The sequence below is a fragment of the Marinobacter segnicrescens genome (assembly GCF_900111555.1).
Lineage (GTDB): Bacteria > Pseudomonadota > Gammaproteobacteria > Pseudomonadales > Oleiphilaceae > Marinobacter > Marinobacter segnicrescens.
The window spans coordinates 64,582-87,867 of record NZ_FOHZ01000015.1 but is presented as its reverse complement, the minus strand read 5'-3'; the positions used below and the strand labels follow the sequence as shown (position 1 = coordinate 87,867).

The 23,286-nt window shown below is 59.6% G+C and carries 24 protein-coding genes and 1 other RNA gene; 13 read left to right on the top strand and 12 right to left on the bottom strand.

Features of this window, described 5'->3' with window-relative positions:
• Positions 1 to 232: 232 nt before the first annotated feature.
• The 9 genes from paaZ to paaG all read right to left on the bottom strand — a co-directional run bounded on the left by paaZ (position 233) and on the right by paaG (position 9,164).
• Entirely contained in the window at positions 233 to 2,275 is a 2,043-nt protein-coding gene (paaZ, locus tag BM036_RS14110; protein WP_091853437.1) for a phenylacetic acid degradation bifunctional protein PaaZ, read from the bottom strand.
• 105 nt (positions 2,276 to 2,380) lie between these two features.
• A complete protein-coding gene (gene paaE, locus BM036_RS14105) occupies positions 2,381 to 3,460 on the bottom strand; it encodes a 1,2-phenylacetyl-CoA epoxidase subunit PaaE (protein WP_091853435.1) in 1,080 nt (359 codons plus the stop codon).
• Between the two features lie 12 nt (positions 3,461 to 3,472).
• A complete protein-coding gene (gene paaD / locus BM036_RS14100; protein WP_413774419.1) occupies positions 3,473 to 4,012 on the bottom strand; it encodes a 1,2-phenylacetyl-CoA epoxidase subunit PaaD in 540 nt (179 codons plus the stop codon).
• 19 nt (positions 4,013 to 4,031) lie between these two features.
• A complete protein-coding gene (gene paaC, locus BM036_RS14095; protein ID WP_091853478.1) occupies positions 4,032 to 4,796 on the bottom strand; it encodes a 1,2-phenylacetyl-CoA epoxidase subunit PaaC in 765 nt (254 codons plus the stop codon).
• A gap of 23 nt (positions 4,797 to 4,819) precedes the next feature.
• Positions 4,820 to 5,101 carry a 1,2-phenylacetyl-CoA epoxidase subunit PaaB gene (paaB, locus tag BM036_RS14090; protein ID WP_091853431.1) on the bottom strand — a complete coding sequence of 94 codons (282 nt, stop codon included), beginning with the start codon at positions 5,099 to 5,101 and terminating at the stop codon, positions 4,820 to 4,822.
• 13 nt (positions 5,102 to 5,114) lie between these two features.
• Positions 5,115 to 6,110 carry a 1,2-phenylacetyl-CoA epoxidase subunit PaaA gene (gene paaA, locus BM036_RS14085; RefSeq protein ID WP_091853429.1) on the bottom strand — a complete coding sequence of 332 codons (996 nt, stop codon included), beginning with the start codon at positions 6,108 to 6,110 and terminating at the stop codon, positions 5,115 to 5,117.
• A 388-nt stretch (positions 6,111 to 6,498) separates the two neighbouring features.
• Entirely contained in the window at positions 6,499 to 7,809 is a 1,311-nt protein-coding gene (paaK, locus tag BM036_RS14080) for a phenylacetate--CoA ligase PaaK (protein WP_091853427.1), read from the bottom strand.
• A gap of 53 nt (positions 7,810 to 7,862) precedes the next feature.
• Positions 7,863 to 8,309, bottom strand: a complete 447-nt coding sequence (gene paaI, locus BM036_RS14075; protein ID WP_091853425.1) for a hydroxyphenylacetyl-CoA thioesterase PaaI — start codon at positions 8,307 to 8,309, stop codon at positions 7,863 to 7,865.
• 63 nt (positions 8,310 to 8,372) lie between these two features.
• Positions 8,373 to 9,164, bottom strand: a complete 792-nt coding sequence (gene paaG, locus BM036_RS14070) for a 2-(1,2-epoxy-1,2-dihydrophenyl)acetyl-CoA isomerase PaaG (RefSeq protein ID WP_091853423.1) — start codon at positions 9,162 to 9,164, stop codon at positions 8,373 to 8,375.
• Between the two features lie 459 nt (positions 9,165 to 9,623).
• Here paaG and BM036_RS14065 point away from each other — a divergent pair, with 459 nt between their 5' ends.
• From BM036_RS14065 to BM036_RS14015, 11 genes are all read left to right on the top strand, one after another.
• On the top strand, positions 9,624 to 10,466 hold the full coding sequence (locus BM036_RS14065; protein WP_143066616.1) for a hypothetical protein: 843 nt from the start codon (positions 9,624 to 9,626) through the stop codon (positions 10,464 to 10,466).
• Entirely contained in the window at positions 10,466 to 10,966 is a 501-nt protein-coding gene (rimI, locus tag BM036_RS14060) for a ribosomal protein S18-alanine N-acetyltransferase (protein WP_091853418.1), read from the top strand. Before BM036_RS14065 ends, rimI begins: the two co-directional genes overlap by 1 nt.
• A gap of 117 nt (positions 10,967 to 11,083) precedes the next feature.
• Entirely contained in the window at positions 11,084 to 12,670 is a 1,587-nt protein-coding gene (gene prfC, locus BM036_RS14055) for a peptide chain release factor 3 (RefSeq protein ID WP_091853416.1), read from the top strand.
• A gap of 26 nt (positions 12,671 to 12,696) precedes the next feature.
• The gene (locus BM036_RS14050) at positions 12,697 to 13,482 is read left to right on the top strand and encodes a TatD family hydrolase (protein ID WP_091853413.1); all 786 of its coding nucleotides are present in this window, start codon (positions 12,697 to 12,699) and stop codon (positions 13,480 to 13,482) included.
• 213 nt (positions 13,483 to 13,695) lie between these two features.
• Positions 13,696 to 14,124: a 50S ribosomal protein L13 gene (gene rplM / locus BM036_RS14045; protein WP_091853411.1), complete on the top strand. Its 429-nt coding sequence runs from the start codon at positions 13,696 to 13,698 to the stop codon at positions 14,122 to 14,124.
• A 12-nt stretch (positions 14,125 to 14,136) separates the two neighbouring features.
• A complete protein-coding gene (rpsI, locus tag BM036_RS14040; protein ID WP_091853409.1) occupies positions 14,137 to 14,529 on the top strand; it encodes a 30S ribosomal protein S9 in 393 nt (130 codons plus the stop codon).
• Between the two features lie 242 nt (positions 14,530 to 14,771).
• Complete coding sequence (gene petA / locus BM036_RS14035) at positions 14,772 to 15,368, top strand: ubiquinol-cytochrome c reductase iron-sulfur subunit (RefSeq protein WP_091853407.1); 597 nt, start codon at positions 14,772 to 14,774, stop codon at positions 15,366 to 15,368.
• The gene (locus tag BM036_RS14030; RefSeq protein ID WP_091853405.1) at positions 15,368 to 16,600 is read left to right on the top strand and encodes a cytochrome b; all 1,233 of its coding nucleotides are present in this window, start codon (positions 15,368 to 15,370) and stop codon (positions 16,598 to 16,600) included. Before petA ends, BM036_RS14030 begins: the two co-directional genes overlap by 1 nt.
• Complete coding sequence (locus BM036_RS14025; protein ID WP_091853403.1) at positions 16,597 to 17,352, top strand: cytochrome c1; 756 nt, start codon at positions 16,597 to 16,599, stop codon at positions 17,350 to 17,352. The genes BM036_RS14030 and BM036_RS14025 overlap by 4 nt, the downstream gene beginning before the upstream one ends.
• Positions 17,353 to 17,460: 108 nt before the next feature.
• Positions 17,461 to 18,090, top strand: coding sequence for a glutathione S-transferase N-terminal domain-containing protein (locus BM036_RS14020; protein WP_091853401.1), 630 nt, complete (start codon positions 17,461 to 17,463; stop codon positions 18,088 to 18,090).
• 71 nt (positions 18,091 to 18,161) lie between these two features.
• Positions 18,162 to 18,578, top strand: a complete 417-nt coding sequence (locus BM036_RS14015) for a ClpXP protease specificity-enhancing factor (RefSeq protein ID WP_218144816.1) — start codon at positions 18,162 to 18,164, stop codon at positions 18,576 to 18,578.
• An 85-nt stretch (positions 18,579 to 18,663) separates the two neighbouring features.
• Here BM036_RS14015 and BM036_RS14010 read toward each other — a convergent pair whose 3' ends face one another.
• Genes BM036_RS14010 through BM036_RS14000 form a run of 3 tightly spaced genes read right to left on the bottom strand, consistent with a single transcriptional unit; the run spans position 18,664 to position 21,633 of the window.
• Entirely contained in the window at positions 18,664 to 19,254 is a 591-nt protein-coding gene (locus tag BM036_RS14010) for an SIS domain-containing protein (protein ID WP_091853397.1), read from the bottom strand.
• Complete coding sequence (locus BM036_RS14005; RefSeq protein ID WP_091853395.1) at positions 19,251 to 19,658, bottom strand: YraN family protein; 408 nt, start codon at positions 19,656 to 19,658, stop codon at positions 19,251 to 19,253. Before BM036_RS14005 ends, BM036_RS14010 begins: the two co-directional genes overlap by 4 nt.
• A 1-nt stretch (position 19,659) precedes the next feature.
• On the bottom strand, positions 19,660 to 21,633 hold the full coding sequence (locus BM036_RS14000; RefSeq protein ID WP_091853393.1) for a penicillin-binding protein activator: 1,974 nt from the start codon (positions 21,631 to 21,633) through the stop codon (positions 19,660 to 19,662).
• A 124-nt stretch (positions 21,634 to 21,757) separates the two neighbouring features.
• Between BM036_RS14000 and rsmI the strand changes: the two genes are divergently transcribed.
• Positions 21,758 to 22,624: a 16S rRNA (cytidine(1402)-2'-O)-methyltransferase gene (gene rsmI, locus BM036_RS13995; protein ID WP_091853476.1), complete on the top strand. Its 867-nt coding sequence runs from the start codon at positions 21,758 to 21,760 to the stop codon at positions 22,622 to 22,624.
• A gap of 82 nt (positions 22,625 to 22,706) precedes the next feature.
• Positions 22,707 to 23,056, top strand: an RNA gene (rnpB, locus tag BM036_RS13990) — RNase P RNA component class A.
• Positions 23,057 to 23,286: the final 230 nt, after the last annotated feature.

Genomic DNA, 23,286 nt, shown 5'->3' with positions numbered 1-23,286 from the left:
TGCAGGGCCAGTGCCCGAGTAGGTCTTTCCGGGACACGCCGTAAATACATCCATGTAGGCTCCTCAAAAAGGTCCCTCTTTTTGAGGGTCCCGGAAAGACCTACCCGGTCCCTGTCCTTCTGACTCTGGGTGATGTCCTCATAAAAAAGCCGGACTGGTATTTCGCCAGTCCGGCTTTTTCGTCTGCAGGTTGCACAGAGAGGGGGGAGCGGTTAACTCCCCAACCCCAAACTTACTGCTTCTTGGCCACCAACGTCAGAATGTCATAGCTGGCCACCAGCTCGTCATTCTGGTTGGTCACTTCCACGTCCCACATGACCACGCCCTGGGGGTGACCCTCGGGAGAGGTGCGGCCCTGGTCGATCTTGCGCTTGCAGGTCAGGCGGGCGCGGATGGTGTCGCCGGCGCCTACGGGGGTGATGAACCGCAGGGTGTCCAGACCGTAGTTGGCCAGTACGGGGCCTTCGCCCGGGTAGACGAAAAGGCCGGCGGCGGCAGACAGGACGAAGTAGCCGTGGGCGATACGCCGGCCGAACTGGGTTTCCTTCGCGGCGATTTCGTCAAAGTGCATGTAGAAGTGGTCGCCGGAGAGGCAGCCGAAGTTGACGATGTCCGCTTCGGTCACGGTGCGGCGGTGGGTCAGCAGGGACTCGCCCACCTGCAGGTCGTCGAAGTGGCGACGGAACGGGTGGATGTCGTTTTCGATGACCTTGGCGCCACGGACGTATTCGCGGGTCACCGCTGCCACCATCGTGGGTGAGCCCTGAATGGCAGTGCGCTGCAGGTAGTGGTGTACAGCGCGGATGCCGCCAAGTTCTTCACCACCACCGGCGCGGCCGGGACCGCCGTGCTTGAGCATGGGCAGCGGGGAGCCATGGCCGGTGGACTCCTTGGAGGCTTCTGCGTCCAGGATCTGGAGGCGGCCGTGCTGGGCGGCCAGTACCGGAATCATTTCTGCGGCGATGGCCGGGTCCTTGGTGGTCAGGGTGGTTACCAGGCTGCCCTTGCCCTTGGCAGCAATGGTCAGAGCCTCTTCGATGCCGTTGTAAGGCATCAGGGTGGCGACCGGGCCAAACGCTTCGATGTCGTGGGCGCCACCGTCGTTCAGCGGATTACGGTTAATCAGCAAGTGGGGGGCGATAAAGGCGCCGTTGTCCACACCGTCACCGACGGGTTTCAGGCCTTCGGTCTTGCCATAGACGCACTCGCTGGACTCCAGCAGGCGATCGATGGCGTCGTTGACGTCCCGTAGCTGATCCTGGGAGGCCAGGGCGCCCATGCGCACACCTTCTGCGGCAGGGTTGCCGAAGGTGATCTTGCCCAGTCTTTCCTTGATGCGTTCAGCCAGGGCGTCCAGGTGCTCGGCCGGCACCAGTACCCGGCGTATAGCGGTACATTTCTGGCCGGCCTTGGCGGTCATTTCCTTTACCACTTCCTTGGCGAAGATCTCGAACTCCTCGTCGTCCGGCGTCACGTCCGGGGCCATAATGGCGCTGTTGAGGGAGTCCGCCTCCGCATTGAAGGGTATGCTCTTCGCCATAATGTTGGGGTGGCTCTTCAGCTTCAGGGCGGTGCTCGCAGAGCCGGTGAAGGTGACGAAGTCCTGTTCCTCCAGGCGATCCAGCAGGTCACCGGTGCCGCCGATGATCAGCTGCAGGGCGCCTTCCGGTAGGAGGCCGGAGTCATTGATGAGGCGTACAGCTGCTTCAGTGAGGTAGCTGGTGGCGGTCGCCGGCTTGAAGATGCAGGGCATTCCCGCCAGGAATGCCGGCGCGAATTTCTCCAGCATGCCCCAGATGGGGAAGTTGAAGGCATTGATGTGGACAGAGACACCACGGCGGGGCACCAGGATGTGGGTGCCATTGAAGTGGTTGTTCTTGCCCAGCTGGTTGACCGGGCCTTCATGGGCCACGTTGCCGGAGGGCAGTTCCTTGCGACCGGTGGAGGCGTAGGTGAACAGGGTGCCGAAACCACCGTCGATGTCGATCCAGGAGTCGGCCTTGGTGCACCCGCTGTGATGGGAAATGGCGTAGAGCTCATCCTTACGACCCTGGATATAGATGGCCAGTTCCTTGAGGATGGCGGCGCGCTGCTGGAAATCCAGTACCAGCAGGCTTTTCACACCGGTGTTGCGAGCGTAGTCGACTACCTCACCGAAGTTGATGGTTTCCTCGTGGGTGTGGGCCACGGTTTCGCCGTTAACGGCGCTTGGCAGGGCCTTTGCGGCGGTTTTGCCGAACCACTGGCCCGCAATGTAACTCTGTAGGACTGACATTGGCGTTCTCCCGGAATACTTTGTAGCTGACATTGTTATCGGAATGCGTTTCAGGATAAGCAAAGCCGGCGCGGGCGCCGGCTCTGGGATGTCTCCAAACGTTTCTTACACTTCGTCAAAGTCGAGTACGACCTTGTCACTGACCGGATAGCACTGGCAGGAGAGCACGTAGCCTGCCTCGACTTCGTAGTCTTCCAGTGCGAAGTTGGCGTCCATTTCCACTTCCCCTTCCACGACCTTGGCCTTGCACGTGGAGCAGACACCGGCCTTGCAGGAAAAGGGCAGGTCAGCGCCCATTTCGTTGCCGGCATCCAGGATGCTTTCCGTGTTGCGGGTCAGGTCGAAGGTCAGGGCGCGGCCGTCGGCCCGCACTGTGACCTCACTCACCGCCTGCGGGTCAACCTTGGTCTCCGCCCGGTCCTTGCGCGGGGCCTTGCCACCACCGGCGGGGGTAAACAGCTCGTAGTGGATCTTGTCCTTCGCAAGTCCGTGGCGCTGCAGTGAGTCGCGGACGGTCTCTGTCATGATCTGCGGGCCGCAGATAAAGGCTGCGGTCAGCTTTTCGGCATTCAGCCAGTGGTCGAACAGGGCATCGCACTTGTCGGAGTCGATGCGACCGTTGTAAAGATCAATGTCCTGCTCTTCACGGCTGAACAGGAAGACCAGGTTGAACCGGCCCATAAAGCGGTTTTTCAGGTCTTCCAGTTGCTCCCGGAACATGGTGCTGGCGGTTGACCGGTTACCGTAGAACAGGGTGACCTTGCTCTTCGGCTCTGCTTCCAGTGTGGTTTTCACAATGGACAGGATCGGTGTGATACCGCTACCCGCTGCTACGGCCAGGTAGTCGCCTTCACGGGCGGGGTCGAGTTCCACATAGAAATGGCCCTGGGGCGGCATGACCTCCAGGGTCTGACCGGGCTTGAGTTGCTCGTTGGCCACGGTAGAGAAGCGGCCGCCAGGGACCTTCTTGACGGCGATGCGCAGTTCCTGGTCCTTGACCCCGGTACAGATAGAGTAGGAGCGGCGGACTTCCTCGCCGTCCAGTGTTGTCCGCAGCACCAGGTGCTGGCCCTGGTGGTAACTGAAGGTTTCTTTCAGGTCTTCCGGCAGGTCAAAGCTCAGGGACACGGCGTCCCGGGTTTCGGGCCGGACTTCGCGAATGGTGAGAGGGTAGAACTTGTTCATAATTGTTCTGCTCTAGATACATTTGAAGTAATCAAAGGGCTCCCGGCAATCGAGGCATCGATACAGAGCCTTACAGGCGGTGGAGCCAAACTCGCTGACCCGTTCGGTGTGGGTGCTGCCGCAATGGGGGCAGGCGATTGCTTCGTCCACACCCTTGAGGGTCAGCTTGCTGGAGCTGCCCACCGGCGGGGCGATGCCGAATTCCTGCAACTTGCGTCGGCCTGCCTCGGTGATCCAGTCAGTGGTCCAGGCCGGGGTCAGTACCCGGCGGATCCGTCCGTTGCGGATGCCTGCCAGTTGCAGGGCCTCCTTGATGGAATCCTCGATCATCTCGGTGGCCGGGCAGCCGGAGTAGGTGGGGGTCACATCCACCACCCACTCGCCGTCTTCCTCGGCGATCCGCCGGACCATGCCCAGCTCCACCACGCTGACCGCAGGTACTTCCGGATCCTTCACTTCGTCCAGCAGGGCCCAGATGTCCGCCTCGGTGACCGGCTTGCTGCGGTCACGGGCGGGAATGCGGTCACTGGCGATCACCGGCTGGTCTTCCAGCAGGGAGCGCGGTTCGGGTTTACCAGGTCTTGGCATCCGGATAGGCCCTTTGCAGGAATTGCATCTCGGCAAGGATATAGCCGAGGTGCTCGGTGTGGTGACCCACCTTGGCGCCCCGGTACATCCAGGCATCTTCCGGCGGCGGTGTCAGGGTGGCCTCGGTCAATACTTCGTTCACCAGGCCCTTCCAGTCAGCAGCCAGCTGTTCGGGGTTCGGGCCGATGCCGGCCTTGAACAGGGTCTGTTCAACGTCATCGGCTTCGATCATCTCGCCGGTGAACCGCCACAGGTCATCCACTGCGGTTTGCATACGCTGATGACTTTCCTCTGTGCCGTCACCGAAGCGCTTGACCCATTCGGAAGAGCGGCGCAGGTGATACTGAACCTCCTTGGCGGCCTTGGCGGCGATGCTGGCAATACGCTCATCCGGCGCTTTTACCAGGGAAGCCAGGGTAAAGTAGTGCCAGGCATCGAAGAAGAACTGACGCCCCATGGTGACGGCATAGTCGCCATTGGGCTGTTCCACCATCAGTGCGTTGCGGTAGTCATGGGCATCGCGGCGGAATGCCAGGTCATCTGCGCTGCGGCCATCATCGATCAGCTCCGCTGCATACTCGTACCAGTTGCGGGCCTGGCCCACCAGGTCGAGGGCGACGTTCATCAGCGCCATCTCTTCTTCCAGCGCCGGAGCCTTGCCGCACAGTTCGCACAGGCGCTGGCCAAGGATCATGTCGGAGTCTGCCAGGCGCAGCAGGTATTCCTGCAGTGCCTCTTGCTGTGTCATTGCCTTGCTCATGCCGGTCTCCCTTACATGTGGCCGACTTCGTCGGGCAGCTTGTAGAAGGATGCGTGGCGGTAAACCTTGTCATCGGACGGATCGAACAGGATTTCCTTCTCGTCCGGGGAAGACGCGGTAATCGCGGAGGACGGCACCACCCAGATGGATACGCCTTCGCTGCGACGGGTATACAGGTCGCGGGCGTTTTCCATGGCCATTTCCGCATCAGCGGCGTGGACGCTGCCTACATGCTTGTGGTTGAGGCCGTGCTTGCTGCGTACAAAGACTTCGTAAAGGGGCCAGTCAGCCATAATTCATCTCCTCTCAGGCAGCGTTCTGCTGTTTTTGTTGCTGTTTCTCGGCGTAGGCCCTGGCGGCCTCACGTACCCAGGCGCCACCGTCGATGGCGTTCTTGCGTGTTTCGATGCGCTCCTTGTTGCAGGGACCGTTGCCCTTGAGCACGTCGTAGAATTCTTGCCAGTCGATTTCGCCGAAGTCGTAGTGGCCACGTTCTTCGTTCCACTTCAGGTCCGGGTCCGGCGCGGTGCAGCCCAGGAATTCGAGCTGGGGAACCGTCTGGTCAATAAACATCTGGCGCAGTTCGTCGTTGCTCTTGCGCTTGATCTTCCAGGCCATGGATTGCTGGGAATTCGGGGACTGGTCGTCAGAAGGACCGAACATCATCAGTGACGGCCACCAGAAGCGGTTGATGGAATCCTGCACCATCTGCTTCTGCTCCTCGGTGCCTTCGCGCATCAGGTCCAGCAGGATCTGGTAACCCTGGCGCTGGTGGAAGCTTTCTTCCTTACAGATCCGGATCATGGCGCGGGAGTAGGGGCCGTAGGAGGTACGCTGCAGTACCACCTGGTTGACGATGGCAGCGCCATCCACCAGCCAGCCGACGGTGCCCATGTCAGCCCAGTTCAGGGTCGGGTAGTTGAAGATGGACGAGTACTTCACCTTGCCTTCGTGCAGCTTGTCGATTTCTTCGTCACGATCCGCACCCAGGGTTTCCATGGCGCTGTAAAGATAAAGGCCGTGGCCTGCCTCGTCCTGGATCTTGGCCATCAGCTGGAGCTTGCGCTTGAGGGTTGGGGCGCGGGTGACCCAGTTGCCTTCCGGCAGCATGCCGACCACTTCCGAGTGGGCGTGCTGGGAGATCTGGCGGATCAGGGTCTTGCGGTACCCCTCCGGCATCCAGTTCTTGGCTTCGATCTTGGTTTCCGCGTCGATCTTGAGCTGGAACTCGCGCTCCTCTGGGGACATCTCCTCGAGGGACTTGACGCGCTTGGCGCCGGTTTCAACGAGCTGTGCGTACATGGTGTACCTCCGGTTCCGGTAAATAGGTTCTTGTTCCCGGGCGGGTGCCACACCCCTGGTGCGCACCTGAATCTTTTCGGCCCACAAGACCTGCTGGACGTTTGGATAATTATTTATGATACCTTGTGAAATATCAAGCGGATCATTTCTGTATCACGTTTTCTTTAAGATCATCTCGTCATAACCAGATAATGATCAATTCGAATGGCTCTACTGCGACGTTTTATCGAGATTTTTGGGTATTCGTCTCGATTGGTCACTTCTGATACGCAGGAGGAGTTCCGGTGTTCAGGAAGTGACGCCTTAAGGAGAAAAAAAGCCCCGTAAAGACGGGGCAAGGTCAGAGCAACAGGAGGTCTGCTCTACACGATGACTCGTTACGTTCTGATTACTTCCGGCGGTCAAACACCCGCTTTGCCTTGCCTTCGGAGCGGGCAAGGCGGTTCGGCTCGGTGATCGTAATGCGGGTGCTGATGCCGATGAACGACTTGATGTTGTGGGCGAGGGTTTTGGCGTACTTTTCCCGCTCGCCGTCATCGGCGCTGCCGTGCTCGGGCTTGAGCTCACATCGAATGTCCATGCAGTCCAGGTTGCCGTCCTTGTAGACCTCGATCTCATAGTGGGGTGACAGTTCCTGGACTCGCAGGATCTGTTCCTCGATCTGGCTGGGGAACACGTTTACGCCGCGGATGATCAGCATGTCGTCGCTGCGGCCGGTAATCTTGTCAATACGGCGCATGGGGCGGGCAGTGCCCGGCAGCAGGCGGGTCAGGTCGCGGGTGCGGTAGCGCAGGATCGGCAGGCCTTCCTTGGTAAGGGTGGTGAACACCAGCTCGCCATATTCGCCGTCGGCCAGGACTTCACCGGTTTCCGGGTTGATGATTTCCGGGTAGAAGTGGTCTTCCCAGATGGTGGGGCCGTCCTTCGTTTCGATGCACTCCATTCCAACGCCGGGCCCCATGACTTCGGACAGGCCATAGATATCCAGGGCGTCGATGCCCAGGCGTTCTTCAATCTCGACCCGCATGGCATTGGTCCACGGCTCAGCCCCGAAAATGCCAAGGCGCAGGGGCAGGTCGTGGGGGTTGATGCCCTGGCGCTCGATTTCATCAGCCAGGTTCAACATATAGGACGGCGTCACCATGATGATGTCGGGCTGGAAGTCCTTGAGCAGCTGAACCTGCTTTTCGGTCTGGCCGCCGGACATTGGGATCACGGTGCAGCCGAGCTTTTCGGCGCCGTAGTGGGCGCCCAGGCCGCCGGTAAACAGGCCGTAGCCGTAGGCCACGTGAACCTTGTCGCCTGCATGGCCGCCGCCGGCGCGGATGGAGCGGGCCACCACACTGGCCCAGGTGTCGATGTCTTTCTGGGTGTAGCCCACCACTGTCGGCTTGCCGGTGGTGCCGCTGGAGGCGTGGACCCGGACAATCTGCTCCATGGGGGTGGCGAACATGCCGAACGGGTAGTTGTCCCGCAGGTCGTTCTTCATGGTGAACGGAACCTTGGCCAGGTCCTCCAGGGAGTTGATGTCCATCGGCTTGAGGCCGATCTTGTCAAACGCTTCCCGGTAGAAAGGTACGTTGGTATAGGCGTGGTTGATGCTCCACCGCAGGCGTTGCAGCTGTTCATGGCGCAATTCGTCAACGCTGGCGGTTTCCAGGGGGTCGAGGGGACCGATTTTCTGCATGGGTAAGGTCATGATGCTATTCCCGGTTTGGACTTGTTGGTAGGTTGCGGTCCACTTGGTCGTTGTTATTGCGGTTCGCCCTGTTCGCGAACGCTGCCCTGGACCTGATAGGACTTGCCGCGGAACAGTGCGACGGTCCTGCCATCCTGGTTAGTGATTTCGATGTCATAAACGCCGGTGCGACGCCCCCGCGCTCGCTCGGTGGCGGTTGCGGTCAGGGTGTCGCCGAGTTGCCCGGCGGCCATGTATTCAATGCTGCATCCGGCAGCCACGGTGGCCTTGTCGTAGGTATTGCAGGCGAAGGCGAAGGCTGAATCGGCGAGGGTGAACAGGTAGCCCCCGTGGCAATTGCCATGGCCCTGGATCATGCGCTCGTCTACCGTCATGGTCAGGGTGGCGGTGCCAGGGCCGATAGTCTTGATCGCCATGCCCAGGTGTTGGCTGGCCTGGTCGCGGCTGAACATGGCTTCGGCGCACTGTTCAGCGAGGGTCTGGGGGTCGGGTTGGGTCATTGTTCTTGGCTCCCCGTGAGTCAGTAGTGGTGGTGTCTTATTGCCCTGTACGCGCGCTTTGGATTAGCGGCCCTTGAACTGCGGCTGTCGCTTTTCCATGAAAGCCGAGACACCTTCCCGGTAGTCTTCGCTCCGGCCTGCCTGACGCTGCAGGTCCCGCTCCAGGTCCAGTTGCTCGTCCCAGGTGTTGGTCGTGCTGGCATTCAGCGCCTGCTTGATCAGTGCCAGGCCGGCCGTGGGCTGGGTGGCAAAGTGCTCGGCCATCTTGCGGGTTTCCTCTGTCAGGGCCTCGTCATCCACACAGCGCCAGATCAGGCCCCAGGCTTCGGCCTGTTCCGCCTTGACCTTGTCACCCAGCAGGGCCATGCCCTTGGCGCGGGCCATGCCAGCCAGGCGGGGCAGAATCCAGGTGCCGCCGGAGTCCGGAACCAGTCCGAGTTTGCAGAAGGCCTGTACGAAGCTGGCAGAGCGGGCGGCCAGGACGATGTCGCAGCTCAGTGCAATGTTTGCACCAGCGCCTGCCGCAACGCCGTTAACAGCGCAGATCACCGGCACCGGCAGATCCCGGAGGGCGCGGATCAGCGGGTTGTACCAGGTCTCGATGGAGTAACCGAGGTCCGGCGCTGCCTCTCCCGGAGCAACGTTGCGGTCGCCCAGATCCTGTCCGGCACAGAAACCCCGGCCTGCACCGGTCAGCACCAGCACGCGAATGGTGTCATCCTGGCGAACCTTCTCGAGGGCTGAGCGCAGGGCTTCGTGCATGTCGGCGTTGAAGCTGTTCAGGCTCTGGGGACGGTTAAGCGTTATGGTGGCGACCCCTTGCTCGACGGCGAGGAGGATGCTGTCTTGGGACATGGTTAACTCCGTTGTTCTTGTGGCCTGTCGCCAGGCGAAGTGTGGTATCAGTATAGGCACTAATTGACACTCGTCAAGAACTGAGAAATTGATTTATGTATCGCTTTTAGTCGTAGATTGTGTGGAGTTATGCCCGGATGCTCTTAAAGCGAGATCTATAAACATATGGGGTAAAAGAAAAAAATATTCGATTTCCTGCTTGGCGAAAGTTTGCTCAGAAGTTTTCTGATACAAAAAGTTCCAGATATAGGGTTATTGGCGTGTTTGATTGCGAGGGGCGTGTTCCGGTGTTTCGGGCTAACCTCAGGGGTGCTGCGCTGTTATAATGCGGGTTTCGCCAAAGGGTTTTTCGGCAGACCGATGCCGGTAACCGTTTCAGGAGCTTGTCATGGCCGACGCCCATCCCCGACTTGTCAGTGCCCGGCACGAACTCCGCAGCCGGGTGGGGAGCTGCTATTCATGAATGAAGCGCTTCGACAGTTTGCGCTGGGGGTAGCTGGCGTCCGAGCCTGGTACGCGAGGGCGCCATTGCCAGGGGCGGCCCCCAGTCCGGACTTTGATTTTCGCGAGCCCGGTCAGGAGGAAAGCCAGGCCAATAACCCGGAGCCCATGCCGGACGCTCCTGCATCTGCTTCATCGCCTCCCGGAGTTTCCCGGCGGGGACTGGCACAGCTGCAAGGCTTGCTGGCCGGGGAGCAAAAGGGTGGGACCGCATACCGCTCCCCTGCCAGGCAGGAACAGGGTGCAAGTGGCAGCGCTGATGCTGTGCTGCCGGTAGCTGCTGACGTTGCGGATGCGCCGGCTGGAAAGGATGCAGCCGATGCCGGCGCCCCCGAAACCACCCCTGTGAATGATGTACTCGCCGGGATGCCCGTGAAGCTGCGCTGGCGTTTTTGGTGCGGAAGCCGGTGGCTGCTCATCAGCAGCACCCCGGACGAAGCGAGCCGTGGCCTGGAAGACCGGCTGGCAGAAAACGTTCTGCGAGCCCTGGGGGACTCTGTCCTGCGTACCGAGACCTTGCGCTGGCCGGTGTTCAATAATCCGGAGGTACCAGGCAATGATGCAGCAGGGGCTGCAGAGGTGCTCGCGTCCATGGTGCAGGGATTTGCGACGACAAGGCAACTCTGGCTGGGTATCGAGCCGGAGGATCTGTCGCCTGAGGCGACGAGGCTCTTGCGTTTGCTGGTAGCCCCTTTGGGCGATGCTGCCGTATCTTTTCCGAGAAGCCTGGCCGCCCTTTCGTCAGAGCCTGATAGCAAGCGACAGTTGTGGCAGGCGCTTCGGCAAGCCGAGGCCCTGTGATGAGTGGCATGTGCTCAGTCAGCGACCGCTATCTGGAAGTGGTGGTTCGGGAACTGACTCAGGGAGACCTGCCTGCGATTCTTGATATCGAGCACCAGGGGTACTCCCATCCCTGGAGTGAGGGGGTGTTCCGGGACACTTTCCGGTCTGGCTACTCGCTTCTCGGCATTGAACAGGCGGGTCGTCTGGAGGCCTATGCCGTGCAGGCAACCCTGTTTGATGAGGCTCATCTGCTGAACCTTTGCGTTCGTCCTGCAAGCCGCGGCCGGGGGTATGCGCGCCAGTTGTTGCGTGTTCTGCTGGCTGAATCTGCCTGTCAGGGGTTGCAGCGTATGGTGCTGGAGGTCCGTGTCGGCAATCGGAGCGCCAGGCGACTATACCAGAGCGAGGGCTTTGTCGTTGTCGGGGAGCGGCCGGGTTATTACCCGGACGGTGCCGGGCGGGAAGATGCGATCGTCATGGCCCTGGGGCTCGCCGGGCCGGCGGATCCGACCAGCTGAATCGTTTGTATCCTGCTGCCTGATCAGCGAAAATGCGCAGCTTTTCACCACTGACCCAGGCGGGGCGTCACCCGCATGACGTCCCTCCGGATCTTCAGACCAACCAGGCGTGAGGCTATGTCCGACAGTAAAATTGCCAGCGAAGTGTCCAACAGGCGCACCTTTGCCATTATCTCGCACCCGGATGCCGGTAAAACCACCATCACCGAGAAGGTGCTGCTGTTCGGTCAGGCGATCCAGAAGGCAGGGACCGTCAAGGGCAAGAAATCCGGTCAGCATGCCAAGTCTGACTGGATGGAGATGGAAAAGGAGCGCGGTATTTCGGTGACCACCTCCGTTATGCAGTTTCCCTACGGCGGTCGCCTGGTGAATCTGCTGGATACTCCGGGTCACGAGGATTTCTCGGAAGATACCTACCGCACTCTGACGGCGGTCGACTCCTGCCTGATGGTGATCGATGCAGCCAAGGGTGTTGAGGAGCGGACCATCAAGCTGATGGAAGTCACCCGCCTGCGGGACACACCCATTCTGACGTTCATGAACAAGCTGGACCGGGATACCCGTGATCCGGTGGAGCTCATGGATGAGGTAGAGGATGTCCTCAAGATCGCCTGTGCACCCATTACCTGGCCGATTGGTATGGGCAAGAGCTTCAAGGGGGTTTACCACTTGTCGCGGGATGAGGTTATCCTTTACCAGACCGGCCAGGGCCATACCATACAGGAGAAGAGGGTCATCTCCGGGCTGGACAATCCCGAGCTGGATGAGGCTATCGGCAACTACGCCGACGACCTGCGGGACGAGATCGAGCTGGTAAAGGGCGCTTCCCACGAGTTCGACCATGACCTGTTCATGGCCGGCGAGCTGACCCCGGTCTTCTTCGGTACGGCCCTGGGCAACTTCGGTGTGGATCATATGCTGGACGGGCTTGTGGAGTGGGCGCCGTCACCCTTGCCCCGGGAGACCGATGTCAGAACGGTGGAGCCGGCGGAGGATAACTTTTCGGGCTTCGTGTTCAAGATCCAGGCGAACATGGATCCCCAGCACCGGGACCGGGTGGCCTTCCTGCGCATTGTTTCCGGCCGATACCAGCAGGGCATGAAGGCCCGACATGTCCGTATTGGCAAAGAGGTGCGATTCTCTGATGCACTGACCTTTATGGCCGGTGATCGGGAGCATGCCGATGAAGCCTTTGCCGGTGACATCATCGGCCTGCATAACCATGGCACGATTCAGTTGGGGGATACCTTTACCTCCGGCGAAAATATGAAGTTCACCGGTATTCCCAACTTTGCCCCGGAGCTCTTCCGTCGCATTCGCCTGAAAGACCCGCTTAAGACCAAGCAGCTGCAGAAGGGGCTGATCCAGCTCTCGGAAGAGGGGGCTGTGCAGCTGTTCCGGCCCATGCGCAACAATGACCTTATCGTGGGCGCGGTCGGTGTGCTGCAGTTCGATGTGGTGGTCAGTCGCCTGAAGAGTGAGTACAAGGTGGACGCCATCTATGAGCCCATCAATGTGGCGACCGCCCGCTGGGTGACCAGCGACGACCCGCGCAAGCTGGATGAGTTCCAGCGCAAGGCCAACGACAACCTGGCCCTGGATGGCGCTGACCGGCTGGCTTATATTGCACCTACCATGGTGAATCTGCAGCTGGCGCAGGAGCGTTACCCGGATGTTCAGTTCCACAAGACCCGGGAGCACTGACCGGTCGCCAGGTTTGCGGAGGATTCATGCAGCTGGTTGACGCCCATTGCCATTTCGACTTTCAGGCCTTTGAGTGTCGGAGGGATGAGTTCTGGCAAAGGGCCCGGCAGGCCGGGGTTTCGCGCCTGGTCATTCCAGGGGTGCGGCAGCGGGACTGGTCCCGGGTGCAGGAGCTCGCTTCGGAGTGTAACGACTGGTGGTACTGCCTGGGTATACATCCATGGTTCGTTGGAGAGCACGGCGATACAGCCCTTGATGACCTGGAATCAGCGTTGCGCAATGCGGATGACCGCTGCGTCGGGCTGGGTGAGTGCGGGCTTGACCGTCTCCACGGTGACCTGGGCGCCCAGATGCCCTGGTTCGAGGCGCAGGTTGAGCTGGCGGACTCGCTAGGCCTGCCGCTCGTCATCCATTCTGTGCGAACCCACGATGAGGTTGCTGCGGTGCTTCGGCGCAGGTCGCCTGACGTACCGGTCCTGGTTCACGGGTTCTCGGGCAGCTACCAGCAGGGAAAGACGCTGGTGGACCTGGGGTGCTTCCTGGGGATTGGTGGTGTCATCACCTATGACCGGGCTCTCAAGACGCGGGATGCCATATCGCGGCTGCCCATCGAAGCCTTGGTGCTGGAGACCGATGCGCCGGATATGCCCCCTGCCGGGGTGGCAAAAGGCGAGAATGAGCCGGCAAACCTTCGGCAAGTACTGACAGTGCTGGCAGCACTGAAAAAGCAAGAGGAAGAGGTCCTCGCCCGGCAGCTGGCGCGAAACGTGGCGTGCCTGTATGGCTGGCCAGACCTGGAATCGGGTCAGTGAAAGGCTTGGCATGGCTGGTTGGTTAATATATACTCCGCGCCCTGGCTTTTCATGGTGATAATGTCGTCTCAGCCCCGAACGGCATTGTCCCGAGCCGGTAACCGAACTGGTTGGCCGGCCAACAGGTATAAAACCCGGTCTGGTGCTCTTCCCACAGCGCTGGCGTGCGGGTTTTTAAACGTTTATTTTTTTGTAGCGTTCAAGGCGGATTCAATGAAGACTCTGAGTGCGAAACCAGAAACCGTAACACGTGACTGGTACGTTGTAGACGCAGCCGGCAAGACGCTGGGTCGTCTGTCAACCGAGATCGCCCGTCGTCTGCGGGGCAAGCATAAGCCTGAGTACACCCCTCACGTCGACACTGGCGACTACATCGTAGTCATTAATGCAGGCCAGGTCCGGGTGACCGGCAAAAAGGCCAGTGCCAAGATGTACTACAGCCATACCGGCTTTCCCGGTGGTATCAAGTCCATCAACTTCGAGAAGCTGATTGACAAGGCCCCTGAGCAGATCATCCAGAAGTCTGTGAAGGGTATGTTGCCGAAGGGTCCCCTCGGTCGCGCCATGTTCAAGAAGCTGAAAGTCTATGCCGGTGCTGAGCATCCCCATGCAGCCCAGCAGCCCAAAGAACTCGACATTTAACGGAAGGCGGATATGTCTGTAACACAAAATTACGGTACTGGTCGCCGCAAGAATTCCACGGCTCGCGTCTTTATCCAGCCGGGAAGCGGTAACATCACCATCAACGGGCGCACGATCGAGCAGTTCTTCGGTCGTGAGACCCTGCGTATGATCGTTCGTCAGCCGCTGGTAGTGGCTGAGTCTACCGATCGTTTCGACATCAAGATCACCGTCGCTGGCGGTGGCACCAGTGGTCAGGCGGGCGCAATCCGTCACGGTCTGACCCGTGCGCTGATGGACTACGACGAAACCCTGCGTCCGGCCCTTCGCAAGGCTGGCTACGTCACCCGTGACGCGCGCCAGGTTGAGCGTAAGAAAGTGGGTCTGCGCAAGGCGCGTAAGCGTCCGCAGTACTCCAAGCGTTAATCCGGACTCCGGAGAGCGTACAAAAACCCGGCCATGTGCCGGGTTTTTTATTGTCTGCAAGGTTTTGATTCAGGTCACGCCCGATGGCGGCTTTGTTGCCTGTGGGCGGGTTCGCGGCTTGTAAGAAGCCGGTAATTTCATTACCATTTGTGCGCTTATAATTTTGGGTTGTGAAGTCCTTTTTCAATGTGTGCGCGGCCTTCAGGGCTGGTCACAGCATTGCCTGATGGGAGAAAACCATAATGAACAATGGCGACGTTAGCCAGGGCCGACGCCGATTTCTGATCGGCGCGACTTCGGTTGTTGGGGGTATCGGCGTCGTCGGTGCGGCTGTTCCGTTCGTGGCATCCTGGAATCCCAGTGCCAAGGCGGAAGCGGCAGGCGCACCGGTCACCGCCAATGTCAGCAAGCTCGAGCCGGGTCAGCAAATGACCGTAGAATGGCGGGGTAAGCCGGTGTGGGTTGTCCGCCGCACAGATGAAATGATTGAGCGTATCCGGGAGATGAACGATCGAGTCAAGGACCCCTTGTCCGAGGATGCTGTACAGCCGGAGTACGTGACCGGTGAGCTGCGCTCTCTCAACGAAAACTATGCGGTGCTGATCGGTATCTGCACTCACCTGGGTTGTTCACCCCAGTTTCGTCCGGAAGTGGCTCCGGCCGATCTGGGTGAAAACTGGCTTGGCGGTTACTACTGTGCCTGTCACGGCTCACGGTATGACCTGGCCGGTCGGGTATACCCCAACCAGCCGGCTCCGACCAACCTGGAAATACCGCCCCACCGGTTTGACGACGAAAACACCCTGACCGTCGGTCTGGATCCTGAGGGGGCTGCGTAATGAACAAGCTGATTAACTGGGTTGATGAGCGTCTGCCAATCGTTGACGCGTGGAATAAGCACCTGGCGAAGTACTACGCGCCGAAAAACTTCAACGTCTGGTACTTCTTTGGCTCCCTGGCCATGCTGGTCCTGGTGAACCAGCTGGTTACCGGTATCTGGCTCACCATGAGCTATAACCCCTCATCGGAAGGTGCCTTTGCCTCCGTCGAGTACATCATGCGTGATGTGGAGTGGGGTTGGCTCCTGCGTTATCTGCACTCTACCGGGGCATCGGCCTTCTTCGTCGTGGTCTATCTCCATATGTTCCGGGGGCTGATGTACGGCTCTTACCAGAAGCCCCGTGAGCTCATCTGGATCTTCGGTATGCTGATCTACCTGGTGCTGATGGCTGAAGCCTTCATGGGCTACCTGCTGCCCTGGGGGCAAATGTCCTACTGGGGTGCCCAGGTTATCGTTAACCTGTTTGGCGCCATTCCGGTGATCGGTGATGATCTCTCCCTGTGGATTCGTGGTGACTACCTGATCTCCGGTATTACCCTGAACCGTTTCTTTGCCCTGCACGTGGTGGCCCTGCCTATCGTGCTGCTTGGCCTGGTTGTGCTGCACATCCTGGCCCTGCACGAAGTGGGCTCAAACAACCCCGACGGTATCGATATCAAAAAGAACAAGGACGAAAACGGCATCCCGAAAGATGGTATCCCGTTCCATCCGTACTACACCGTGCACGACCTGCTTGGCGTGGCAGTGTTCTTCTTCGTGTTCTTCCTGGTGTTGTTCTTCTTCCCTGAGATGGGCGGTCTGTTCCTCGAGAAGCCGAACTTTGAGCCGGCCAACCCGTTGAAGACGCCAAATCACATTGCGCCGGTATGGTACTTCACGCCTTTCTACGCCATGTTGCGAGCGGTAACTGTAGACCTGTTCGGTCTTGACGCGAAGTTCTGGGGCGTTGTGGTCATGGGTGCTGCCATTGCCATCCTGTTCGTGCTGCCCTGGCTTGATCGCAGTCCGGTTCGTTCAATCCGGTACAAGGGCTGGCTGAGCAAGATTGCCCTGGCAATCTTCGCGGTGAGCTTCGTCATCCTCGGTTACCTGGGTATCGTGCCGGCTACCGAGGGGCGCACCATGGTGGCTCAGATCCTGACCACGTTCTACTTCCTGTATTTCATTCTCATGCCGTTCTACACACGCATGGAAAAAACCAAGCCAGTACCAGAGAGGGTGACAGGATGAAAAAGCTGATTCTGGGTCTTTTCATGACAGTCCTGCCAGCCCTGGCGCTGGCAGCCGCCCCGGGCGTACCACTGGATACCATGGAGGCGGATCACACCAACAAGGCTTCCCTGCAGCGTGGTGCGGCGACCTTCATGAACTACTGTGCAGGTTGCCACTCTATGGAATACGCTCGCTACAAGCGTGTTTCCGACGATCTGGAGATACCTGCTGAACTGTTCGAGGAAAACCTGATCTTTACTGGCGCCAAGATTGGCGAGCTGATGGAAATCGGCATGGACAAGGATCAGGCGGCAAGCTGGTTTGGTAATGCGCCGCCCGACCTCACCCTGGTGTCCCGGGTTCGTGGTGAAGACTGGTTGTATTCCTACTTCCGGGCTTTCTACAAGGATGATTCTCGCCCGCTCGGTGTGAACAATGCTGTGTTCGATAATGTGGGTATGCCCCATGTTATGGTTGCGCAGCAGGGTCTTTGCGCCGTGCCCCCGAAGATTGGAACCAATCCCAGTGTTGACCCGCTCAGTGGCAACGTGCGCGGCACAGACATCTGTGATGACTGGGCTATCGAGGGCTCCATGGAGCCAGGCGAGTTCAACCAGGCCATGTACGACCTGACCAACTTCCTTTCTTATATGGGTGACCCGGTCAAGGTAGAGCGGGAGCGTCTGGGTATCCTCGTCCTGATCTTCGTCGCAGTGTTCTTCATCTTCGCGTACCTGCTCAATCGCGAGTACTGGAAAGACGTACACTGACGTTTTAGCGTATAATCGACGCTGACAGTATCCAGCGGGCCATATTGGCCCGCTGGTTTTTTGCGTTCAGCAACGTGTATTGGTCTTATTCAATCTTGGAGTCGTTCTATGGGCGTTGTGACCAAGAGGTCATCAATGACGTTTTTCTCGGACCCTTCCAGCCATTACAGCCATCGGGTTCGTATTGTGCTTGCAGAAAAGGGTGTAACCGTTGATGTGGTGGACGTCGATCCCGACAACCCGCCCGAGGAACTGGCGGACCTGAATCCGTACAACGCCCTGCCAACCCTGGTGGATCGTGACCTGGTGCTCTACGAGCCCAATATCATGATGGAATACCTGGATGAGCGTTTCCCTCATCCGCCCCTGCTGCCGGTTTACCCTGTGGCCAGGGCTAACAGCAGGCTGATGATCCATCGCATCCAGAAAGACTGGTGTGGCCTGGTTGACCAGATCCTGGCAGATCCCTCCGCCAAGGGTTCCGATGCCGCTCGCAAGGAATTGCGTGAGAGCTTGCAGGCGACGGCGCCACTGTTTGGTGAGATGCCCTTTTTCCTGTCGGAGGAGTTCACCATCGTGGACTGCTGTATTGCCCCAATTCTCTGGCGCCTACCTGCCATGGGCATAGAGCTGGACCCGAAGCAGGCGAAGCCGATCACCAAGTATATGGAGCGTATCTTCGGTCGTGAAGGCTTCAAGGCGAGCCTCTCTGACCTCGAAGAAGACATCCGCAGTTAACTGATCCGGGGGCGTCGCCGGGCGGCGTCCTCCGGGCCCGGGAGAGCAACGTGTCTGAGCACAAGGTGACAATGACCTCCAGTCGTCCCTATCTGGTAAGGGCTTTCAATGACTGGATCCTGGACAATCACTGCACGCCCCACATTGTAGTGGATGCGAGTGTCCAGGGGGTGCAGGTTCCCGCCGACCATGTGGCCAACGGGCAGATTGTTCTGAATATAAGCCCGTCTGCCGTCAAGGCGCTCATTGTCGGGGATGATGCCCTGGAATTCAGTGCCCGCTTCGGAGGTGTGCCCATGCAGGTCTATATACCCCTGCAGGCTGTGATGGCGATCTACGCTCGCGAAAACGGTGAGGGCATGGTTTTTGGGAGTGAGCCCGGCTCGCCGGATCCCAACGGTGGCCGAAAGCCCGAGGAGTCCGGGCGTGACAACAAGGGTGAAGGTGAGCGCCCCAGTGGTCGCCCGAGCCTCAAGGTGGTCAAGTAGCTTTTCACTATCCTGGATAGCGGGTGACCGGGTTCTCGCCGGTCGCGCGCCTTCCTTGCCCGCTTTTTCCGGCACTTCGCTGGCCTCAACCTCCGAAAAGATTTTCTTCAACGAGGCGACACAGTGCGCCGGTAATCAGCATCATGATCGGCATCGCCGAGACCGGGTCCAGGTCATTCAGGGTGATCTCGAGATCCTGGGGCTGTAATAATGCGCTGATGTCCGTCTTTTCCCTCGCACTAAGCACAATAACATTAATGTCCCGGTCGTGGGCGGCCTGTATGGCCTGGATCAGATTCGCTTTGTGGCCGTCGTCAACATAGACCATCAAGGTGTCACCAGGCTTGCCAAGGGCGGTCACCTGTCGTGCGAAGGTTTCGTTAAACCGGTTGTCGCGGCAGATGGCGGAGTAGGTCGTTGCGTCGGCACCCAGGTTCACTGCGGGTAGTCCGGGGCGGTCCTGGTCGAGGCGGCCGAGCAGGCTGGTGCAGAAATACTGGGCCAGGGTGTTGGCACTGCCGTTTGCGCACGCGAGGATCTTGCCGTCGCTTAGCAAGGTCTGCACCACCATGTCCGCGGCAGCGGGTATCAGGGGGGCGGAAAGACTCCCCGCCATGGCGGTATGCTCCATATGGTTGGCAAACCATTGACTAACACTCTCTTCAGTACTGCTCATGCTTCTGCCTGAATTGCGTTTCTGATCCAGCGGATACGGTACTGGTGGGTGGTGCCTGGCGCAATCGCGACCACATCGATCCTGCAGGGGTGGTCCCACAGGCCGTTTCGATGGAGATAGAAAGATACGGCCCGCAGTAATTTCTGCTGCTTTCGCCATCCGATCGATTCGGCGCCATCCGTGAGCGCGTGACGTTTGCGGAAACGGACCTCAAAGAACACCAGGGTTTCGGCGTCCTGTCCGATAAGGTCGATTTCACCCCCGCGGTTATAGACGTTACGTTCCAGTATCCTGACACCCTTGCTTTGAAGGTAGCGGGCGGCTACCCCTTCCGCCTGGTCACCCAGTTTCTTGCGGTTGACCCTTCCGGTTGCTGGTGTGGTGTCGCCGTCCCTGGTTCGCATGTCAGTTGGTGGTGTCGCTGCTGTCCAGCGTTTCGACAACCTCGCTGGATTGTTCCTGGTTGCCGGTAGCAATAACAGGTACTCCTTCACGGAATACGCCCCACATCTGGGAACGGTGGACCCTGTTGTTACCGTCGAGCCACAGTTCGCCGGTGTGGCCGTCAACCCGGGTGTCAGTAACCTGCTGCATCAGGGGCAGGCGGGTGCTTAGCGTCCAGGCGTCTGCGCCCATGGCAAACAGGCGGCCCAGTGGTCCGTCCAGGTTATCGAATTGCTCATACGCCTGTCGCCGAAACTCGGGTTCCTGGTCCAGGATCCAGGGCAGGTCCGTGAAGAACACGCCATTTATATCCCGGTCCCGCGATGGGTCCGGCCGGCCGCTGTAGATAATCGAAGGCGAGAACACCGGCACGTCTCCGGCATAGTAGAACGCGAACAATGGTTTGAACTGGCGGGCGATGACGGGTTCCGCCACCATCACGATTGCATCTGCATCCTGGCGTCGGCGGGGCTCAAATTCGATATTGACCCCCAGGGTACGCTCCAGCTCTACCGCCCTTTCACGGCTTACATTGATGCCCAGCAGTTCCGCTGACACGCTCCGCAGGTTGTCTTCCTCGGAGTAACGGTCGGTGTCGAGAATAACGCCGCCAAGCTCGTCCATTCGGTGCTTGAGCGCCCGGGCTACCCGGTCGCCCCAATCCCCCCGGGGAATCAGCACCAGGGCGGTCTTCAGGCCTTGGTCCCTGATTTTCTCGGCAATCCCTCGCGCCTCATCCTCGGCGGAGAGGCCGAACTGGAACAGTTGCGGGGGGCGAGGGCCGTCCTGTTCAGGGGCATAGTTCAGTGCCAGAACAGGCACGGGTAGCGAGTCCTGGCTGGCCAGCGCTGCTACGGCATCCTTGGCAAGGGGGCCAACAATCAGGTCCGGCTTGTCGGCAAGCAGTTCCGGCATCAGCTCGTCGATGGAGCGTCCGTTGGTATCGACAATCGTAACGGAAATGTCGTGCGAGGAATTGTCGAATTCAGCCTTGTCTTGCGCAGTGGTGCCATCCTCCCCGGAACCGGTTTCCGGGACCGGGATGCTCCCGCGTTCGGCATCGCTTCCGCGATTTTGCCGGGCGTCCTCATAATAGGCAGCGAGGAAGCCTTCACGAACCATGTTGCCGGCTGCTGAAAGAGGGCCGGACAGGGGCAGCGCCAGGGTGATCCGCTCTGGCCGTTGCTCCAGTACCTGGGCCATGATTGTCAGTTCGGCGGGCAGGGCTTCAGTGCCGGGATGGCCAGTCCAGTTGAACTGCCAATTGCGTACGGCACGCCCCTGTTCTTCAAAGGTCATGCCCGGTTGCCTGAGAGTGGCTGCCAGCTCGTACCAACCCTGGCTCTCGAAGCCAACAGCTGAGGTGGCAGCCTCTTCGAGTTGCTCATCCGAGGTCTGCTTCAGTGCCTGCCATAAACGGTCGTTGATCTGCTGGCGGTCCTGTTCCAGCAGTCCTGGCTCGATTCCCATAAGCAGGCGAGCTGTCTCGAGGTGGGCGTTCGCCAGCTCGTAGGTGGCCAGCTGAAGCGTGGCGGCCCGTGCTCGGATCTGTTCGGGGAATGTGCTGTACCTGGATGGCCCCAGATCGGAGGTAAGGTCCTGGGCCCAGCCTCGATCCTCAAGAGCCACTGCGCTGGCCATGCTCAAGAGAACGAACTGGTTGGCCAGACCCTCGGCGGGGCTTTCGAAAGCGTCGGAACGAAGGATCCGGCGGGCGTTATCATGGGAGCCCTGCTCCTGAAAGCTCGCAGCGGCACGCAGCAGGAAGCGCTGGGTTTCTTCGCCGGGTGATAGCTCCTGCGCGGCATTCAGTGCGTCGCCGGCACTCCTGATGGCGTCGTCCTGCAGTTGTATCGGGGTACACCCCGTCGCCAGCAGGGTTGTCAGGGCTGAGGCCAGGGCGAGGCGGCGCAAAGTTGGCAGGTGACAGCTCATATCAGGCAGGGCTCCTTGAGGTACCAGCCAAGGGCCGGCATAGTGTCTCTCTGGTAAAGGGTGTCAGGGCTGCAAGTTTACCAGCTTGGCGGTCTTTTCACAGGCTCACATCGGGGATTTTCCATTGCTTACAGACAGCGCTCCGGCCGCCATCGCCGGCACACTCTTTATTGTCGCAACTCCCATCGGCAACCTGGACGACCTGACCCGGCGGGCAGAGCAGGTGTTGTCCTCGGTTGACCTGGTGGCGGCCGAGGATACGCGTCACAGCGGGCGCCTGCTGCAGCACCTGGGAATCAGCAAGGCCATGTGGGCGCTGCATGACCATAACGAGCGGGAGCGCTCGGAGTCACTGCTGGATCGTATTGACGCCGGAGAGTCTGTGGCGTTGATCTCGGATGCTGGCACGCCGCTAATCTCCGACCCTGGCTATGTGTTGGTGCGTGCGGCTCGCCGGCGTGGCATTCGTGTGGTGCCGGTACCCGGAGCTTGCGCCATGGTCGCTGCCCTGAGTGCGGCGGGCCTGCCCACTGACCGTTTCCTGTTTGCCGGTTTCTTGCCGGCCAGGTCAGCTGCCCGCACCAAGGCGCTGGAAACACTCGCCCGGGAGACCGCAACCCTGGTGTTCTATGAGTCCCCGCGCCGAATCAGTGCATTGCTCCAGGACATAAAGAGTACCTTGGGTGAGTGCCGGGAGGTCGTGTTGGCGCGGGAACTGACCAAGGCGTTCGAGACGTTTTACTCTGGATCAGTGGTGGACGTACTGGAGGCGGTAAATGCTGACCCCCATTCTGCCAAGGGTGAATACGTGGTGATGGTAGCAGGGGCTACCGAGAGTGTTACGGACCAGGTGGCGGTGGACGCCGACCGGGTGTTAACCCTGTTGCTCACGGAGTTGCCTGTGAAGAAGGCGGTGAAGCTGGCGGCCGAGTTGACAGGTCGCGCACGCAATGACCTCTACCAGCGGGCCCTTGAGCTGAAGGGCGCCTGATTACGGCTCGCGCTTCGTCAAGGTGTCGGGGCTCGGTCAGAATTCCCTTGCGCCGGTCGGGGTGCGCAGGTATGGTCTCGCCTGAGCTCGCCAGACAGTCGCCGCCGGTGTCACCGGGGGAGGAAAGTCCGGGCTCCGCAGGGCAAGGTGCCAGGTAACGCCTGGGCGGCGTGAGCCGACGGAAAGTGCAACAGAAAGTATACCGCCTAAGCGCCTTTGGCGCCGGTAAGGGTGAAACGGTGCGGTAAGAGCGCACCGCGTGGCTGGCAACAGTCCACGGCGATGGTAAACCCCACCTGGAGCAAGACCAAATAGGAGTCCTATGGCGTGGCCCGCGCTGGACTCGGGTAGGTTGCTTGAGGCCTGTGGTGACGCAGGCCCTAGATGAATGACTGTCCACGACAGAACCCGGCTTATCGGCGAGCTCACCCCTTTTCTTTCCTTACCTGCTGGCGCATCCGCTGCCGGCGGTCCCATACTGAGAAATGAGTAGTTTTACGACAGGATTTGTTATAGCGAAAAAATCTTAGACTTCGCTCATTTTCTTCGAAACGTTTTGCAGGCTTTTGATTTGCTGGAGTTTCTCTTCGGTATCCTCGGTCAAGCCTTGCGCCCTATCCGCTAACCCCTTGTCATTAAAGAAACTTTTGTAATGTCTGCAC

Coding starts and splice junctions, on each gene's coding strand:
- paaZ (WP_091853437.1), bottom strand. CDS start 2,275: ATGTCAGTCCTACAGAGTTACATTGCGGGCCAGTGGTTCGGCAAAACC.
- paaE (WP_091853435.1), bottom strand. CDS start 3,460: ATGAACAAGTTCTACCCTCTCACCATTCGCGAAGTCCGGCCCGAAACC.
- paaC (WP_091853478.1), bottom strand. CDS start 4,796: ATGACACAGCAAGAGGCACTGCAGGAATACCTGCTGCGCCTGGCAGAC.
- paaB (WP_091853431.1), bottom strand. CDS start 5,101: ATGGCTGACTGGCCCCTTTACGAAGTCTTTGTACGCAGCAAGCACGGC.
- paaA (WP_091853429.1), bottom strand. CDS start 6,110: ATGTACGCACAGCTCGTTGAAACCGGCGCCAAGCGCGTCAAGTCCCTC.
- paaK (WP_091853427.1), bottom strand. CDS start 7,809: ATGACCTTACCCATGCAGAAAATCGGTCCCCTCGACCCCCTGGAAACC.
- paaI (WP_091853425.1), bottom strand. CDS start 8,309: ATGACCCAACCCGACCCCCAGACCCTCGCTGAACAGTGCGCCGAAGCC.
- paaG (WP_091853423.1), bottom strand. CDS start 9,164: ATGTCCCAAGACAGCATCCTCCTCGCCGTCGAGCAAGGGGTCGCCACC.
- BM036_RS14065 (WP_143066616.1), top strand. CDS start 9,624: ATGAATGAAGCGCTTCGACAGTTTGCGCTGGGGGTAGCTGGCGTCCGA.
- rimI (WP_091853418.1), top strand. CDS start 10,466: ATGAGTGGCATGTGCTCAGTCAGCGACCGCTATCTGGAAGTGGTGGTT.
- prfC (WP_091853416.1), top strand. CDS start 11,084: ATGTCCGACAGTAAAATTGCCAGCGAAGTGTCCAACAGGCGCACCTTT.
- BM036_RS14050 (WP_091853413.1), top strand. CDS start 12,697: ATGCAGCTGGTTGACGCCCATTGCCATTTCGACTTTCAGGCCTTTGAG.
- rplM (WP_091853411.1), top strand. CDS start 13,696: ATGAAGACTCTGAGTGCGAAACCAGAAACCGTAACACGTGACTGGTAC.
- rpsI (WP_091853409.1), top strand. CDS start 14,137: ATGTCTGTAACACAAAATTACGGTACTGGTCGCCGCAAGAATTCCACG.
- petA (WP_091853407.1), top strand. CDS start 14,772: ATGAACAATGGCGACGTTAGCCAGGGCCGACGCCGATTTCTGATCGGC.
- BM036_RS14030 (WP_091853405.1), top strand. CDS start 15,368: ATGAACAAGCTGATTAACTGGGTTGATGAGCGTCTGCCAATCGTTGAC.
- BM036_RS14025 (WP_091853403.1), top strand. CDS start 16,597: ATGAAAAAGCTGATTCTGGGTCTTTTCATGACAGTCCTGCCAGCCCTG.
- BM036_RS14020 (WP_091853401.1), top strand. CDS start 17,461: ATGGGCGTTGTGACCAAGAGGTCATCAATGACGTTTTTCTCGGACCCT.
- BM036_RS14015 (WP_218144816.1), top strand. CDS start 18,162: ATGACCTCCAGTCGTCCCTATCTGGTAAGGGCTTTCAATGACTGGATC.
- BM036_RS14010 (WP_091853397.1), bottom strand. CDS start 19,254: ATGAGCAGTACTGAAGAGAGTGTTAGTCAATGGTTTGCCAACCATATG.
- BM036_RS14005 (WP_091853395.1), bottom strand. CDS start 19,658: ATGCGAACCAGGGACGGCGACACCACACCAGCAACCGGAAGGGTCAAC.
- BM036_RS14000 (WP_091853393.1), bottom strand. CDS start 21,633: ATGAGCTGTCACCTGCCAACTTTGCGCCGCCTCGCCCTGGCCTCAGCC.